Here is a 15,629-nt window from a genome sequence, read left to right as displayed (position 1 = left end):
TTTGCAGCCCCAAAATCCATCAGGCAGAAGCCGGCTCAAACGCCCCGCGCCGCCGGGTCAACACCACCAACCCCGCAGCCCCCGCAGCCATCAGCAACGGCAACGCATGCCCGCTGATCCACTGGCTGCCGGCCCCGGCCAGCAGCGGCCCGAGCAGGCAGCCAATACCCCACAGCTGCGCCACATGGGCGTTGGCCCGCACCAGCGCATCATCCCGGTAGCGCTCACCAATGAGCACCAGCGACAAGGTGAACAAGCCCCCTGCACTGGCCCCGAACAGCACCCACAGCGGCCAGATCGCCGGTGAATGCAGCAGCAACGGAATCGCCAGGCTGGACACCAGCAGGGTCACCGCACAACCGGTGAACAGGGCGCGCCGCGACATATGGTCGGCCAGCGCACCGATGGGCAGTTGCAGCACTGCATCGCCCACCACCACGGTACTGACCATGAACAGGGCGATTTCGGTGCTGAAGCCCTGTTGCAGGCAATACACCGGCAGCAAGGTCAGGATCATTGCCTCGAACGAGGCAAACAGGGCAATGGCCCAGGCGATCACCGGCAAGCGCCGGCAGAAGGCGAACAGGTCGCCGAAGGTGACGCTGCAGGCCTCTGTGCTGGGTGCCCCGCCACGGCCCAGGAGAATCAGCGGCGCCACCAGCAGCAGGCCGGTAGCGGCCCAGAAGCCGAAGTCGTCATCCGAGCCGAGAAAGCCCAGCAGCAGCGGCCCGGCGAGCTGGCTGAGGGCATAGCTGCTGCCGTACAACGCCACCAGGCGGCCACGCCATTGCTCGACTACCAGCTGATTGATCCAGCTTTCGCCGAGTATGAACACCACGGTCAGCGACATACCGATCAGCAACCGCAGCAGTAGCCACAACGGGTAGCTGGGCAACAGTGCGACCAGGCCGATCGACAGCGCCCCGCCCCACAGGCACAGGCGCATGGCCGAGGGCACACCGACCCAGCCGGCCAGGCGACTGGCCAGACTGGCACCTACCAGCACGCCCAGCGCCGGCATCGCGGCCATCACACCGATGGCGAAGCTGCCGTAGCCCCAGGCCTCCAGGCGCAGGGATACCAGCGGCATGCTCACGCCGAGTGCCAGCCCGACGCTTAGCACCGATGCCAGTACGGCGAAGTAGGTACCCCAACGCATTGCAGCCTCCCAGGCCAAGAATTTTCCATGGCCCATTCGCGGGTAAACCCGCTCCCACAGGTACACCACCGCCCTTGAGAGCGGTGCAGTACCTGTGGGAGCGGGTTTACCCGCGAATGGGCAGCTAGGCGGCCCCCTGGATTACAGCTTGATCCAGGTCGCCTTCAGCTCGGTGTACTTCTCCAGTGCATGCAGCGACTTGTCACGGCCGTTGCCCGACTGCTTGAAGCCACCGAACGGCGCGGTCATGTCGCCACCGTCGTACTGGTTGACCCAGACGCTGCCAGCACGCACGGCGCGGGCGGTCTTGTGGGCCTTGGAGATGTCCGAAGTCCAGATGCCAGCGGCCAGGCCATACGGCGTGTCGTTGGCAATGGCGACGGCTTCTTCGGCGGTATCGAAGGCGATCACCGACAGCACCGGGCCGAAGATTTCTTCCTGGGCGATCTTCATGGCGTTGGTCACGCCGTCGAAGATGGTCGGCTCGACATAAGTGCCACCGGTTTCTTCCAGGGTGCGCTTGCCGCCGGCCAGCAGCTTGGCGCCGTCCTTGTGGCCAGCCTCGATGTACGACAGCACGGTGTTCATCTGCTGGGTGTCGACCAGGGCACCGACAGTGGTCTGTGGGTCCAGCGGGTTGCCTGGCTTCCAGCCTTTCAAGGCCTCGACCACCATCGGCAGGAACTTGTCCTTGATCGAACGCTCGACCAGCAGGCGCGAGCCGGCGGTGCACACTTCGCCTTGGTTGAAGGCGATGGCGCTGGCGGCAGCTTCGGCGGCAGCTTGCAGGTCCGGAGCGTCAGCGAAGACGATGTTCGGGCTCTTGCCGCCGGCTTCCAGCCAGATGCGCTTCATGTTCGATTCGCCCGCGTAAACCATCAGCTGCTTGGCGATCTTGGTCGAACCGGTGAATACCAGGGTGTCGACGTCCATGTGCAGGGCCAGGGCCTTGCCCACGGTGTGGCCGTAGCCTGGCAGCACGTTCAGCACGCCAGCCGGGATACCAGCTTCGATGGCCAGCTGGGCGATGCGAATGGCCGTCAGCGGCGACTTTTCGGACGGCTTGAGCACTACCGAGTTACCGGTGGCCAAGGCCGGGCCGAGCTTCCAGCAGGCCATCAGCAGCGGGAAGTTCCACGGTACGATGGCACCGACCACACCCACCGCTTCGCGGGTGACGAGGCCGAGCTGGTCATGCGGGGTCGGGGCGACTTCGTCGTAGACCTTGTCGATGGCTTCGGCAGTCCAGTGGATGGCATTGGCCGCGCCAGGTACGTCGATACTGGAGGAGTCGCCGATCGGCTTGCCCATGTCCAGGGTTTCCAGCAGCGCCAGCTCTTCGACGTTCTTGCGCAGCAGGTCGGCGAAGCGGATCAGCTTGGCCTTGCGCTTGGCCGGGGCCAGCTGCGACCACACGCCGGAGTTGAAGGTGGCACGGGCGTTTTCCACAGCGCGGTTGGCATCAGCCAGGTCGCAGCTGGCAACCTTGGCCAGGAAGCGTCCGTCGACCGGGCTCAGGCACTCGAAGGTTTCACCAGATGCGGCATCGGTGTATTCGCCGTTGATGAAGGCACGGCCTTCGATCTTCAGTTGCTGGGCACGTTGTTCCCAGTCCGCACGAGTCAGGGTGGTCATACGAAACTCCTCCTCTTGTTTAGGTGCAACGCCGCACTGAGGACTCACAGGCGTTGTCAGAATTCTGCCCCAGCGTCGAGGGCATTTTGGCTACCGACACCCTAAACCAGCCGGTGTAAACTATCAATATATTTGACACGAAAGGCTCAAAAGCCTACTCATGTGCATTTTATTAAACAACAACAGGAGCCGAACCATGAGTATCGACAGCATAATCGACTTCGCGCAGGTCATTACCGAGGCCGAACGCTACCGCCCGGCGGCGGAAAAAATCCTCAAGGGCGAGCCAGACCAGGCGGTCTACAATCATTATTCCAGCCCGTGCGGGCAGTTTGCCGCGGGCGTGTGGGAAGGCGAGGTCGGGCAGTGGACGGTGAACTACACGGAGCATGAGTACTGCGAGATCGTCCAGGGCGTTTCGGTGCTGCGTGACCAGGACGGCGGAGCCAAGACCCTGCGTGCCGGTGACCGGTTTGTCATCCCGGCCGGCTTCAAGGGCACCTGGGAGGTGCTGGAGCCTTGCCGCAAGATCTATGTGATGTTCGAGCAGAAATGATCTGAGGCTGTGCCGGCCTCTTCGCGGGCTTGCCCGCTCCCACAGGGAACTCACTGCTCTCAGGGGCCGTGATGTACCTGTGGGAGCGGGCAAGCCCGCGAAGAGGCCCGAACAGGCATAAAAAAACCCGCATCCTTTCGGAGGCGGGTTTTTTCAGGTCGCCGATCAATTACTTGATCTTGGCTTCCTTGTACACCACGTGCTTGCGAACAACCGGATCGTATTTCTTGATCTCGATTTTGTCCGGAGTGGTGCGCTTGTTCTTGTCGGTGGTGTAGAAGTGGCCAGTGCCAGCACTCGAAACCAGACGGATCAATTCACGCATGACGTTCTCCTTAGAACTTTTCGCCGCGAGCGCGCAGCTCGGCCAGCACTACGTCGATACCACGCTTGTCAATAACGCGCATGCCTTTGGCAGATACGCGCAGACGCACGAAACGCTTCTCGGATTCAACCCAGAAACGGTGGTGCTGCAGGTTCGGCAGGAAACGACGACGGGTTTTGTTGTTTGCGTGGGAAATGTTGTTCCCGGTTACTGGACCCTTACCAGTAACTTGACAGACTCTCGACATGACTCAGCCCTCTAAAACCACATGCCCAACCCGGCATGGGTTGGCCGCTTAATCTCTCAGTCTTTGGCGCCTGGGCGCCGTGATTCTGGAGGTCTTATCGGCCGCATTCGCTGATGCGACAGGCCGAGCCCCTAGAAAAGAGCGCTGCTTTATACCAGAAAGACTCGGCCGCAACAACATTAGATGAATATTGACACGAGCCCCGACGCGCCGGGCCAGCATAGCGGCAGGCCCCGCCAGCCGTCGACCGCTCGTCGCCAATTTTGTAAAAAAGGGTGTGGTCATTTCCCGACGGGCACACTAGGGTAGGCCTTTTCCAGACTGCACTGGCAGATGGGCCACTGACAGCCAAGGAGCCACTATGCGTGCCGCCGCCCTTTCCTTATTGTTCAACTCCTTGTTCGCCGCAGGCGCCCTGATCGCCGCCAGCGTTGCCCAGGCCGCCCCGCTGAGCGTCTGCAGCGAGGCCAGCCCCGAAGGCTTCGACGTGGTGCAGTACAACTCACTGACCACCACCAACGCCACAGCCGATGTGCTGATGAACCGCCTGGTGGAGTTCGACGCGGCGCAAGGCAAGGTGGTGCCGAGCCTGGCGGCCAGCTGGACGGTATCGGCCGACGGCCTGATCTACGACTTCACCCTGCGCGATGATGTGAACTTCCACACCACCGCCTACTTCAAGCCAAGCCGCCCACTGAACGCCGACGATGTGCTGTTCAGCTTCCAGCGCATGCTCTACCCCGCCCATGCCTGGCACAAGACCGCGCCGGGCGGCTACCCGCATGCCCAGTCGCTGCAACTAGGCAGCCTGATCAAGGCGATCGAGGCACCCGCGCCAAACACCGTGCGCTTCACCCTCAACCACCCGGACGCCACGTTCCTGGCCACGTTGAGCATGGGCTTCGCATCGATCTACTCCGCAGAGTACGCGGACAAACTTCTCAAGGCCGGCACGCCGGAGAAGCTCAACAGCCAGCCGATCGGCACCGGGCCGTTCATCTTCCAGCGCTTCCAGAAGGACGCCGTAGTACGCTATCGCGCCAACCCTGACTACTTCGCCGGCAAGCCGGCGGTCGACCCGCTGATCTTCGCCATCACCACCGATGCCAACGTGCGCCTGCAGAAGCTCAAGCGCGGCGAGTGCCAGGTCGCGTTGTCGCCCAAGCCGCTGGACATTGCCGAAGCTGGCAAGGACGGCAACCTCAAGGTGGCCACCACCCCGGCGTTCATGACCGCCTTCGTCGCCATCAACAGCCAGCACCCGCCGCTGGACAAGCCGGAGGTGCGCCAGGCCATCAACTTGGCCTTCGACAAGCAGGCCTACCTCAAGGCCGTGTTCGAAGACTCCGCGGTGGCCGCCAACGGCCCCTACCCGCCCAATACCTGGAGCTACGCCAAGGACCTGCCCGGCTACCCGCTGGACCTGAAGAAAGCCAAGGCCCTGCTGACAAAGGCCGGCCTGGCCGAGGGCTTCAGCACCACGATCTGGACCCGCCCGTCGGGCAGCCTGCTCAATCCCAACCCCAGCCTCGGTGCGCAGATGCTGCAGGCCGACCTGGCCAAGATCGGCATCAAGGCCGAGATCCGCGTGATCGAGTGGGGCGAGCTGATCCGTCGCGCCAAGGCGGGCGAGCATGACCTGCTGTTCATGGGCTGGGCGGGCGACAACGGCGACCCGGACAACTTCCTCAGCCCGCAGTTTTCCTGCGCCGCGGTGAAGTCGGGGACCAACTTCGCACGCTTCTGCGACAGCCGCCTGGACCAGTTGATCAGCGCCGGGCGCACCACCAACGACCAGAGTGTGCGCAGCCGGCTTTACCAGCAGGCGCAAACCTTGATTCAGCAACAGGCGCTGTGGGTGCCGCTGGCGCACCCGACGGCGGCGGCCCTGCTGCGCCAAGGGGTCGAGGGGTATCAGGTGAGCCCGTTCGGGCGGTTGGATTTCAGCAAGGTGTCTGTGAACAAGTAAGCCTGCACCGGCCTCTTCGCGGGTAAACCCGCTCCCACAGGGACCGCGCCAACTTTCAACATGGCGCTATCCCTGTGGGAGCGGGTTTACCCGCGAAAGGGCCGGTACTGGCAGCACAAAGCTCCAGTTTTCCATCAGGCCACAATCCACCCATGCTCGACCATCGACAGCGGCTCCCCGTCACCGATGATGATGTGATCCAGCACCCGCACATCGATCAACGCCAGCCCCCGCTTCAACGACAGGGTCAAATGCACATCGTCCTGGCTGGGCTCACTGTTGCCCGAGGGGTGGTTGTGGCACAGGATCAAGGCCGCTGCGTTATGCAGCAATGCCCGCCGCACCACTTCCCGCGGGTAGACGCTGGCCCGATCTATCGTGCCTCGGAAGAGGATTTCAAACGCCAACGGCCTGTGCTTGGTATCGAGAAAGAGGCACCCGAACACCTCGCTGACTTCATGTCGCAGCATCGCTTTCAAATAGCGCCTCACCGTTGCCGGGCTGTCCATCGCGGATTCACGCTCAATCGAAGTTGCAAGGTGCCTGCGCCCGATCTCCAGCAGCGCCTGCAGCTGGCTGTACCTCACCGGGCCCAACCCAAGCTCGCCGACGAAGGCCTCTCGGTCGGCCTCCAGCAACTGGCGCAACCCCCCGAACTTCACGAGCAGACCTCGCGCCAGCTCCACGACATTGCGCCCTCGCACACCTGAACCGAGAAATACAGCCAGCAATTCCGCGTCCGTCAGGCTTCCGGCCCCGCGCTGCAGCAACTTCTCCCTCGGCCGCTCTGCAGCCGGCCACTCCCTGATATTCATCCCGCTCCTCTGCCCTTGCTGCGGCCCGTTTCGGCCCTGTGTTAATCTATTTCGCCTCGTACATGCGACGTTCCGCCGCAGGCATTTTCAAACGTCGTCGCCCGCTCTCACTGGAAAAAGGCAAGCCTATGCAGCGGCTGTATCGCAAGCGCATCGTTCTCGGCGTGGGTGGCGGCATTGCCGCCTACAAAAGCGCCGAACTGATTCGCCGACTCCTGGAGCACGGCGCGCAGGTGCGCGTCGTCATGACCCGTGGTGGTGCAGAGTTCATCACCCCGCTAACCCTGCAAGCGCTGTCAGGCCACCCGGTGCACATGGACCTGCTCGACCCTGCCGCCGAAGCGGCCATGGGCCACATCGAACTGGCCAAGTGGGCTGACCTGGTGCTGATCGCCCCGGCCACCGCCGACCTCATGGCGCGCATGGCCCAAGGCATGGCCGACGACCTGCTGACCACCTTGGTACTGGCTACCGATGCCACTGTCGCCGTGGCCCCGGCCATGAACCAGGCCATGTGGCGCGACCCGGCCACCCAGGCCAACCTCGAACTGCTCAAGAGCCGGGGCATCCAGGTGTTCGGCCCAGCGTCCGGCAGCCAGGCCTGTGGCGACGTCGGCCTGGGCCGCATGCTCGAAGCCACCGACCTGGCCTGGTGTGCCGCGGAAAGCTTCAAGCGCCAGGCCCTGACCGGCAAGCACGTGCTGATCACTGCCGGCCCGACCCAGGAAAACATCGACCCGGTGCGCTACATCACCAATCATAGCTCCGGCAAGATGGGCTTCGCCTTGGCTGAAGCGGCCGCCGAAGCCGGGGCTCGGGTCACCCTCGTCACTGGCCCGGTGCACCTGCCGACCCCCGACCGGGTCAGCCGTATCGACGTGGTCAGCGCGCGGGACATGCTCGCGGCCTGTGAAGCGGCCATGCCGTGCGACCTGTTCATCGCCTCTGCGGCGGTTGCGGACTACCGCCCGGAAGTCGTTGCCACGCAAAAACTGAAGAAAGATCCTACGACCGGCGACGGCATGCTGCTGCAGATGGTGCGCAATCCCGATATCCTTGCCACCATCGCTGGCCGCGCCGACCGCCCGTTCAGCGTCGGTTTCGCCGCCGAGACCGAGCACTTGCTCGATTACGCCACGCGCAAGCTCAAGGACAAGAACCTCGACCTGATCGTCGCCAATGATGTGGCCAACCCCAGCATCGGCTTCAACAGCGAGGAAAACGCCTTGACCGTGATCGACCGCCAGCAGCACCAGACCCTCTTCGCGCAGACCAGCAAGGGCAAGATTGCCCGGCAACTGGTCGCCTTCATCGCCGAACGACTCAATCAGGTTCAATAAGTTACATGCACGCTCTTCAAGCCAAGATCCTCGACCCACGCCTGGGCACCGAATTCCCCCTGCCGCAGTATGCCACCCCCGGCTCCGCCGGCCTGGACCTGCGCGCCCTGCTCAAGGAAGACACCATCCTCGAGCCAGGCCAGACCCTGCTGATCCCCACCGGCCTGTCGATCTACATCGGCGACCCTGGCCTGGCGGCGGTGATCTTGCCGCGCTCGGGCCTGGGCCATAAGCACGGCATCGTGCTGGGCAACCTGGTCGGGCTGATCGACTCGGACTACCAGGGCGAGTTGATGGTGTCGTGCTGGAACCGCGGCGACACACCGTTCACCATCGCCGTTGGCGAGCGCATTGCCCAGCTGGTGCTGGTACCGGTGGTACAGGCCCATTTCGACATCGTCGAAGCGTTCGATGAAAGCCAGCGCGGCGCTGGCGGCTTCGGCCATTCCGGCAGCCACTGAGCCGAGAAATGACCGTTCAGGCCAAGGATGGCGAACTCTCTGGCGAAACCACCGTCCAAGCGTTCAGTTTGCGCCTGCCCAGAAAGCCTTTGACTAATGGAGCTTCCAGAGATGAACGACATGGCCCACCTGGTCCCCGCCGCACTGCCAGACAGCATTTTCCGCGCGTATGACATTCGCGGCGTGGTCGGCAAAACCCTTCACGCCGAAACCGCCTACTGGATCGGCCGCGCCATCGGCGCGCAGAGCCTGGCCCAGGGCGAACCGCAGGTTTCGGTCGGCCGCGATGGCCGCCTGTCCGGCCCGATGCTGGTCGAACAGCTGATCAAGGGCTTGGTCGATGCCGGCTGCCAGGTCAGCGACGTCGGTCTGGTGCCCACCCCCGCCCTGTATTACGCAGCCAACGTGCTGGCCGGCAAGTCCGGCGTGATGCTGACCGGTAGCCACAACCCGTCTGACTACAACGGCTTCAAGATCGTCATCGCTGGCGATACCCTGGCCAACGAACAGATCCAGGCCCTGCTGACCCGATTGAAAACCAACGACCTGACCCTCGCCGAAGGCCGCGTGGAAAAGGTCGAGATCCTTGACCGCTACTTCCAGCAGATCGTCGAGGACGTGAAGCTGGCCAAGAAGCTCAAGGTGGTCGTGGACTGCGGCAACGGTGCCGCCGGCGTGGTCGCGCCGCAACTGATCGAAGCCCTGGGCTGCGAAGTGATCCCGCTGTTCTGCGAAGTCGACGGCAACTTCCCCAACCACCACCCGGACCCGGGCAAGCCGGAAAACCTCGAAGACCTGATCGCCAAGGTCAAGGAAACCGGTGCCGACATCGGCCTGGCCTTCGACGGTGACGGCGACCGCGTCGGCGTGGTGACCAACACCGGCAGCATCGTCTACCCCGATCGCCTGCTGATGCTGTTTGCCCAGGACGTACTGTCGCGCAACCCGGGTGCCGAGATCATTTTCGACGTGAAATGCACCCGTCGCCTGACCCCGCTGATCGAGCAGCACGGCGGCCGCGCACTGATGTGGAAGACCGGCCACTCGCTGATCAAGAAGAAAATGAAGCAGACCGGCTCGCTGCTGGCCGGCGAGATGAGCGGTCACATCTTCATCAAGGAACGCTGGTACGGTTTCGACGACGGCATCTACAGCGCCGCGCGCCTGCTGGAGATCCTCAGCAAGGCCGGGAAGAGTGCCGAAAACCTGTTCGCCGCGTTCCCGAACGATATTTCCACGCCGGAAATCAATATTGATGTGACCGACGAGGGTAAATTCAGCATCATTGATGCACTGCAACGCGACGCCGACTGGGGCGAAGCCAACCTGACCACCATCGACGGTGTGCGGGTGGACTACGCCCACGGCTGGGGCCTGGTTCGCGCCTCCAACACCACCCCGGTGCTGGTGCTGCGCTTCGAGGCTGACAGCAACGCCGAATTGCAACGTATCAAGGATGTTTTCCGTACCCAGTTGCTGCGGGTTGAGCCTGAGCTGCAACTGCCGTTCTGACCGACTATCTGTTCCTTACAGGAGCCCTGCATGACCCTCGATCGCGATGCCGCTTCCCATGTAGCCGAGGTTTTGTCCGAAGCACTGCCTTACATCCGCCGCTTTGTCGGCAAGACCCTGGTGATCAAGTACGGCGGCAACGCGATGGAGAGCGAGGAGCTCAAGACCGGCTTCGCCCGTGACATCGTGCTGATGAAGGCTGTGGGCATCAACCCGGTGGTGGTCCACGGTGGTGGCCCGCAGATCGGCGACCTGCTCAAGCGCCTGTCGATCGAAAGCCACTTCATCGACGGCATGCGCGTCACCGACTCGGCGACCATGGACGTGGTGGAGATGGTGCTGGGTGGCCAGGTCAACAAGGACATCGTCAACCTGATCAACCGCCACGGCGGCAGCGCCATCGGCCTGACCGGCAAGGACGCGGAGCTGATCCGCGCCCGCAAGCTGACCGTCAGCCGCCAGACGCCCGAGATGACCACCCCGGAAATCATCGACATCGGCCACGTGGGCGAAGTGGTGAGTGTGAACACCGACCTGCTGAACATGCTGGTGAAGGGCGACTTCATCCCGGTGATCGCGCCGATCGGCGTGGGTGCCAACGGTGAGTCGTACAACATCAACGCCGACCTGGTGGCGGGCAAGGTAGCCGAGGCGCTGAAGGCCGAGAAGCTGATGCTGCTGACCAACATCGCCGGCCTGATGGACAAGCAGGGCGAGGTACTGACCGGCCTGACCACCGAGCAGGTCAATGAACTGATCGCCGACGGCACCATCTACGGCGGCATGCTGCCGAAGATCAAGTGCGCGCTGGATGCCGTGCAGGGCGGTGTGAATAGCTCCCACATCATCGACGGCCGCGTGCCGAATGCGGTGCTGCTGGAGATCTTCACCGACAGCGGCGTGGGTACCCTGATTACCAACCGCAAGCAGCGCTGATCGTTAACCTGTCCCGGCCTATTCGCGGGTAAACCCGCTCCCACAGGTACAGCACCGCCTTTGAGGGCTGTGGAGATCCTGTGGGAGCGGGTTTACCCGCGAAGAGGCCGGAACAGGCGACACAAAAAAGGCGACCTTCACAAGAAGGTCGCCTTTTTCATTTACAGGCCCGGATCAGATCCCGTACTGCGCCCGGTAAGCCTCGACCGCCGGCAGATGCTGCTTCAGCTGCGGGTCATCGGCCAGGAACTCCAGCACCTGGGTCAGCGAAACGATGCTGACCACAGGGATACCGAAGTCGCGTTCCACTTCCTGGATCGCCGACAGCTCGCCATTGCCACGCTCTTCGCGGTTCAGCGCGATCAGCACGCCAGCGGCCTTGGCCTGCTGGGCATTGATGATTTGCATGACCTCACGAATGGCGGTACCGGCGGTGATCACGTCGTCGATGATCAGTACGTCACCGGCCAGCGGTGCACCGACCAGGCTGCCACCTTCACCGTGGTCCTTGGCTTCCTTACGGTTGAAGCACCATGGCACATCGAGCTGATGCTGATCGGCAAGGGCCACGGCAGTTGTCGCTGCCAGCGGGATGCCCTTGTAGGCCGGGCCGAACAGCACATCGAACGGGATCTTGCTGTCGACGATGGCTGCGGCATAGCAACGGCCCAGTTCGGCCAGGGCGGAACCGGTGTTGAACAGGCCGGCATTGAAGAAATACGGGCTGGTACGCCCCGATTTCAGGGTGAATTCACCGAAACGCAGTACCCCGCGATCGATGGCAAAACGGATGAAGTCGCGCTGATACGGCTGCATGGATAGTCCCGGACACCACGGATTTAGCTAAATGGGTTGAGCTCGGGTATCATACACGCACGAGATTTTTGGGGCCATTTATGCGGATCATCAGTGTGAACGTAAATGGCATTCAGGCTGCGGCCGAGCGTGGTTTGCTCAGCTGGCTGCAAGCCCAGAATGCCGACGTCATCTGCCTTCAGGATACCCGCGCCTCGGCCTTTGAACTCGATGACCCAGCTTTCCAGCTCGATGGCTATTTCCTTTATGCCTGCGACGCGGAGGTGCCTGCCCAAGGTGGTGTGGCCCTGTATTCGCGCATGCAGCCCAAGGCAGTCATCACCGGCCTGGGCTTCGAGACAGCCGACCGCTACGGGCGTTACCTGCAAGCAGATTTCGACAAAGTCAGTATTGCCAGCCTGCTGCTGCCTTCGGGTATGAACGGCGACGAAGACTTGAACCAGAAGTTCAAGTTGATGGACGACTTCGCCAAGTACCTGGACAAACAGCGTCGCAAGCGTCGCGAATACATCTACTGCGGCTCGTTCTACGTGGCGCAGCAGAAGCTCGATATCAAAAACTGGCGTGACAGCCAGCAGTCGCCGGGTTTCCTGGCGCCGGAGCGTGCCTGGATGGATGCGATCACCGGCGAGATGGGTTACGTCGACGCCCTGCGCGAAGTCAGCCGTGAAGGCGACCAGTACAGCTGGTGGCCGGACAACGAGCAGGCCGAGATGCTCAACCTGGGCTACCGGTTCGACTACCAGATCCTCACCCCGGGCCTGCGCCGCTTCGTGCGCAATGCCCGCCTGCCGCGTCAGCCGCGCTTCTCCCAGCATGCGCCGCTGATCGTCGACTATGACTGGACGTTGACCATCTGAATGCGATTGGGGCTGCTTTGCAGCCCTTCGCGGGCACGCCCGCTCCCACAGGTTAATCACTGCCTTGAGGTTTGTGTTGTACTTGTGGGAGCGGGCGCGCCCGCGAAGGGCCGCAGAGCGGCCCTAACTGCTATTTGATCGGCCGCCAGATCATCGGGTAGCGATACGGCTTGCCCTCATTCGCCCGCACAGCCGCAATGATGATCAGGATCATCACCGCGACCATTAGCATGGCGAACAGCACCAGCCCGATGAACACGAACATCAGCAGGAAGCAGATGAACCCGGCAATGGTTACGCTGATCTGAAAATTCAGCGCCTCTTTGCCTTGGGCGTCGATGAAAGGGTCTTGCTCGCGCTTGAGGTGCCAAAGCACCAGCGGGCCCAGCAAGTGCCCGAGCGGCACCACCAGGCCCAGCAGCGCGGAGAGGTGGCAGAACATCGCCCACTGCCGGATTTCGGCATTGGGCGGGGTGATCGACAGGTTCGATTCGCTCATGCCCCGCACCTCCCTGGCTGGGTTCAGTCGGCCAGTGCCGCCTGCTGCAGTTCGAAGATCTCGCTCATGCCCTTCTGCGCCAGGGCGAGCATGGCGTTGAAGTCTTCAGGCTGGAACGGCGCACCTTCGGCAGTACCCTGCACTTCGATGAAACCACCGGCGCTGGTCATGACCACGTTCAGGTCGGTTTCGGCGGCGGAGTCTTCCAGGTAGTCCAGGTCGAGCACCGCTTCGCCCTGATACATGCCCACCGACACTGCGGCGATCATGTGCTTGAGCGGGTTGCCGGCCTTCAGGCCACCGCGCTTCTTGATCACCGCCAAGGCATCGCACAGAGCGACCATTGCACCGGTGATGGACGCGGTACGGGTGCCACCATCGGCCTGGATCACGTCGCAGTCGACGTACAGGGTGATATCGCCGAGCTTGCTCATGTCCAGCGCGGCGCGCAGCGAACGGCCGATCAGACGCTGGATTTCCAGCGTGCGGCCACCCTGCTTGCCACGGCTGGCTTCACGCTGGTTACGCTCGCCGGTGGAGCGCGGCAGCATGCCGTACTCGGCAGTCAGCCAGCCTTGGCCCTGGCCTTTGAGAAAGCGCGGCACACCGTTTTCCACGCTGACCGTGCAGATGACCTTGGTGTCACCGAACTCGACCAGTACCGACCCTTCGGCGTGCTTGGTGTAGTTGCGGGTAATGCGGATCGAGCGGAGCTGATCGGCGGCGCGACCACTTGGACGTTTCATCTGGGATACCTGTACTGGGACTTTGAATCTGCCGAGCATTATAGAGCCCACGGCCCGGGGAAGACATGCCTATTGTCGCGCCCGACACAGCCCGTCGCCTTTTCCTGCCGGCCAGGCCACCCGTCGGTAACATGGGTGGATTGGGCGCCAAGGCCCCACTGCGCTACAATCCTGCGCCTTGCAGCCGAGAGGCTCCCACCGTTCATTCATATACGCGAGGTACTCCCCATGGTGCACAGCATGACCGCTTTTGCTCGTGTCGAGCGCGCCGGCAGCCAAGGCACCCTGGTCTGGGAGCTGCGTTCGGTCAACCACCGTTACCTGGAGCCGCACCTGCGCCTGCCCGAGGCCCTGCGCGACCTCGAAGGCGCCGTGCGTGAAGGGCTGCGCCAAGGCCTGTCGCGGGGCAAGGTAGAATGCACCTTGCGCCTCAACGAAGACAGCAACGGCAAACTGCTGAAGGTGGACCGCGAGCGCGCCGCGCAGCTGGTTGCCGCCGCCGAGGAAGTGGCCGGCCTGATCAAGCAGCCGGCACCACTGAACCCGCTGGAGGTGCTGTCCTGGCCAGGCGTGTTGGTGGCCGACGCCAACGATCCGCAGGCATTGAATACCGAAGCCATGGCGTTGTTCGATGAGGCGCTGGCCGAGCTCAAGGCCGGGCGTCAGCGTGAAGGCCTGGAACTGGCCCGGCTGATCAACGAACGCCTGGACAACATGGCCAGCGAAGTCACCACCCTGCGCGCCCTGGTGCCGCAGATGCTGGCAGCACAGCGGCAGAAGATCCTCGACCGCTTCGGCGATATGCAGGCCGAACTCGACCCGCAACGTCTGGAGCAGGAGATGGTGCTACTGGCCCAGAAGAGCGACGTGGCCGAGGAGCTCGACCGCCTCAGCACCCACGTCACCGAAGTGCGCCGCGTGCTCAAGGGTGGCGGTGCTGCCGGGCGGCGCCTCGACTTCCTGATGCAGGAACTCAACCGCGAGGCCAACACCCTCGGCTCCAAAGCCTTTGACCCACGCAGCACGCAAGCGGCGGTCAACCTGAAGGTATTGATCGAACAGATGCGTGAACAAGTACAGAACATCGAGTAAGGCCACCCCGACCATGAAGCACAGCAGCGGCACTCTCTACATCGTTTCGGCCCCTTCGGGCGCCGGCAAGACCAGCCTGGTCACTGCCCTGACCCAGGACGACTCGCAAATCCGCGTCTCGGTCTCGCACACCACCCGCGCCATGCGCCCGGGTGAGCAGCACGGGGTGAACTACCACTTCGTCGTCCACGAGGAATTCAAGGCTCTGATCGACCAAGGCGACTTCCTGGAGCATGCCGAGGTGTTCGGCAACTTCTACGGCACCTCGCGCAGCGCCATGCAGCAGACCCTGAACCAGGGTTACGACCTGATCCTGGAAATCGACTGGCAAGGCGCCCAGCAGGTACGCAAGCTGATGCCGCAGGCTTTGTCGGTGTTCATCCTGCCACCAAGCCAGCAGGCACTGCGCGAGCGCCTGGACGGCCGCGGGCAGGACAGCGAAGAAATCATCGCCGGGCGCATGAAGGAAGCGGTCAGCGAGATGGTGCACTACGACGAGTATGACTACGTGATCATCAACGATGACTTCGACGAGGCGCTGGAGGACTTGAAGGCAGTGTTCCGCTCGAACCGCCTGCTGCTGAAGAAGCAGCAACAGCGCAACAGCGGGCTTCTGAAAGAACTGCTCTCCTGAAAGACCCATGGGGCTGCTTTGCAGCCC

17 protein-coding genes are annotated in these 15,629 nt (G+C 62.9%); 9 read left to right on the top strand and 8 right to left on the bottom strand.

Annotation, left to right across the window (positions count from 1 at the left end; genetic code table 11):
• Positions 1 to 19: 19 nt before the first annotated feature.
• Positions 20 to 1,159: an MFS transporter gene (locus MJ643_RS06765; RefSeq protein ID WP_023662014.1), complete on the bottom strand. Its 1,140-nt coding sequence runs from the start codon at positions 1,157 to 1,159 to the stop codon at positions 20 to 22.
• 141 nt (positions 1,160 to 1,300) lie between these two features.
• Positions 1,301 to 2,794: an aldehyde dehydrogenase gene (locus tag MJ643_RS06760; protein WP_013974786.1), complete on the bottom strand. Its 1,494-nt coding sequence runs from the start codon at positions 2,792 to 2,794 to the stop codon at positions 1,301 to 1,303.
• Positions 2,795 to 2,990: 196 nt separating this feature from the next.
• Here MJ643_RS06760 and MJ643_RS06755 point away from each other — a divergent pair, with 196 nt between their 5' ends.
• Positions 2,991 to 3,350, top strand: a complete 360-nt coding sequence (locus tag MJ643_RS06755) for a cupin domain-containing protein (protein ID WP_003258971.1) — start codon at positions 2,991 to 2,993, stop codon at positions 3,348 to 3,350.
• A gap of 169 nt (positions 3,351 to 3,519) precedes the next feature.
• Here the strand turns inward: MJ643_RS06755 and rpmG are convergent, their stop codons facing one another.
• Both rpmG and rpmB read right to left on the bottom strand, forming a co-directional pair.
• Complete coding sequence (gene rpmG, locus MJ643_RS06750) at positions 3,520 to 3,675, bottom strand: 50S ribosomal protein L33 (RefSeq protein ID WP_003253507.1); 156 nt, start codon at positions 3,673 to 3,675, stop codon at positions 3,520 to 3,522.
• A gap of 10 nt (positions 3,676 to 3,685) precedes the next feature.
• Positions 3,686 to 3,922, bottom strand: a complete 237-nt coding sequence (rpmB, locus tag MJ643_RS06745) for a 50S ribosomal protein L28 (protein WP_003258972.1) — start codon at positions 3,920 to 3,922, stop codon at positions 3,686 to 3,688.
• A gap of 361 nt (positions 3,923 to 4,283) precedes the next feature.
• Here rpmB and MJ643_RS06740 point away from each other — a divergent pair, with 361 nt between their 5' ends.
• Entirely contained in the window at positions 4,284 to 5,891 is a 1,608-nt protein-coding gene (locus tag MJ643_RS06740) for an ABC transporter substrate-binding protein (protein WP_024087914.1), read from the top strand.
• Between the two features lie 134 nt (positions 5,892 to 6,025).
• Here MJ643_RS06740 and radC read toward each other — a convergent pair whose 3' ends face one another.
• On the bottom strand, positions 6,026 to 6,706 hold the full coding sequence (gene radC / locus MJ643_RS06735) for a DNA repair protein RadC (protein ID WP_023661279.1): 681 nt from the start codon (positions 6,704 to 6,706) through the stop codon (positions 6,026 to 6,028).
• 128 nt (positions 6,707 to 6,834) lie between these two features.
• Here radC and coaBC point away from each other — a divergent pair, with 128 nt between their 5' ends.
• From coaBC to argB, 4 genes are all read left to right on the top strand, one after another.
• Positions 6,835 to 8,046, top strand: a complete 1,212-nt coding sequence (gene coaBC, locus MJ643_RS06730) for a bifunctional phosphopantothenoylcysteine decarboxylase/phosphopantothenate--cysteine ligase CoaBC (RefSeq protein ID WP_003253409.1) — start codon at positions 6,835 to 6,837, stop codon at positions 8,044 to 8,046.
• Positions 8,047 to 8,051: 5 nt separating this feature from the next.
• A complete protein-coding gene (dut, locus tag MJ643_RS06725; protein WP_023661280.1) occupies positions 8,052 to 8,507 on the top strand; it encodes a dUTP diphosphatase in 456 nt (151 codons plus the stop codon).
• Between the two features lie 111 nt (positions 8,508 to 8,618).
• Positions 8,619 to 10,019, top strand: coding sequence for a phosphomannomutase/phosphoglucomutase (locus MJ643_RS06720; protein ID WP_041506319.1), 1,401 nt, complete (start codon positions 8,619 to 8,621; stop codon positions 10,017 to 10,019).
• Positions 10,020 to 10,049: 30 nt separating this feature from the next.
• A complete protein-coding gene (argB, locus tag MJ643_RS06715; RefSeq protein ID WP_003258198.1) occupies positions 10,050 to 10,955 on the top strand; it encodes an acetylglutamate kinase in 906 nt (301 codons plus the stop codon).
• A gap of 174 nt (positions 10,956 to 11,129) precedes the next feature.
• Here argB and pyrE read toward each other — a convergent pair whose 3' ends face one another.
• Positions 11,130 to 11,771: an orotate phosphoribosyltransferase gene (gene pyrE / locus MJ643_RS06710; RefSeq protein WP_003253405.1), complete on the bottom strand. Its 642-nt coding sequence runs from the start codon at positions 11,769 to 11,771 to the stop codon at positions 11,130 to 11,132.
• An 80-nt stretch (positions 11,772 to 11,851) separates the two neighbouring features.
• On the opposite strand from pyrE, the gene MJ643_RS06705 reads away from it, so the two are divergent.
• A complete protein-coding gene (locus MJ643_RS06705) occupies positions 11,852 to 12,631 on the top strand; it encodes an exodeoxyribonuclease III (RefSeq protein WP_003253401.1) in 780 nt (259 codons plus the stop codon).
• Between the two features lie 130 nt (positions 12,632 to 12,761).
• Here MJ643_RS06705 and MJ643_RS06700 read toward each other — a convergent pair whose 3' ends face one another.
• Positions 12,762 to 13,130, bottom strand: coding sequence for a DUF4870 domain-containing protein (locus MJ643_RS06700; protein WP_003258195.1), 369 nt, complete (start codon positions 13,128 to 13,130; stop codon positions 12,762 to 12,764).
• Between the two features lie 23 nt (positions 13,131 to 13,153).
• On the bottom strand, positions 13,154 to 13,876 hold the full coding sequence (rph, locus tag MJ643_RS06695; protein WP_013974792.1) for a ribonuclease PH: 723 nt from the start codon (positions 13,874 to 13,876) through the stop codon (positions 13,154 to 13,156).
• 228 nt (positions 13,877 to 14,104) lie between these two features.
• Here rph and MJ643_RS06690 point away from each other — a divergent pair, with 228 nt between their 5' ends.
• Entirely contained in the window at positions 14,105 to 14,968 is an 864-nt protein-coding gene (locus tag MJ643_RS06690) for a YicC/YloC family endoribonuclease (RefSeq protein WP_013974793.1), read from the top strand.
• A 13-nt stretch (positions 14,969 to 14,981) separates the two neighbouring features.
• On the top strand, positions 14,982 to 15,602 hold the full coding sequence (gene gmk, locus MJ643_RS06685) for a guanylate kinase (protein ID WP_013974794.1): 621 nt from the start codon (positions 14,982 to 14,984) through the stop codon (positions 15,600 to 15,602).
• Positions 15,603 to 15,629: the final 27 nt, after the last annotated feature.

It is taken from the genome of Pseudomonas sp. PNPG3, assembly GCF_023093815.1.
Taxonomy (GTDB): Bacteria; Pseudomonadota; Gammaproteobacteria; order Pseudomonadales; family Pseudomonadaceae; genus Aquipseudomonas; species Aquipseudomonas asiatica.
Note: the sequence above shows the minus strand (reverse complement) of the source record. Positions and strands in the feature narration are given on the sequence as shown.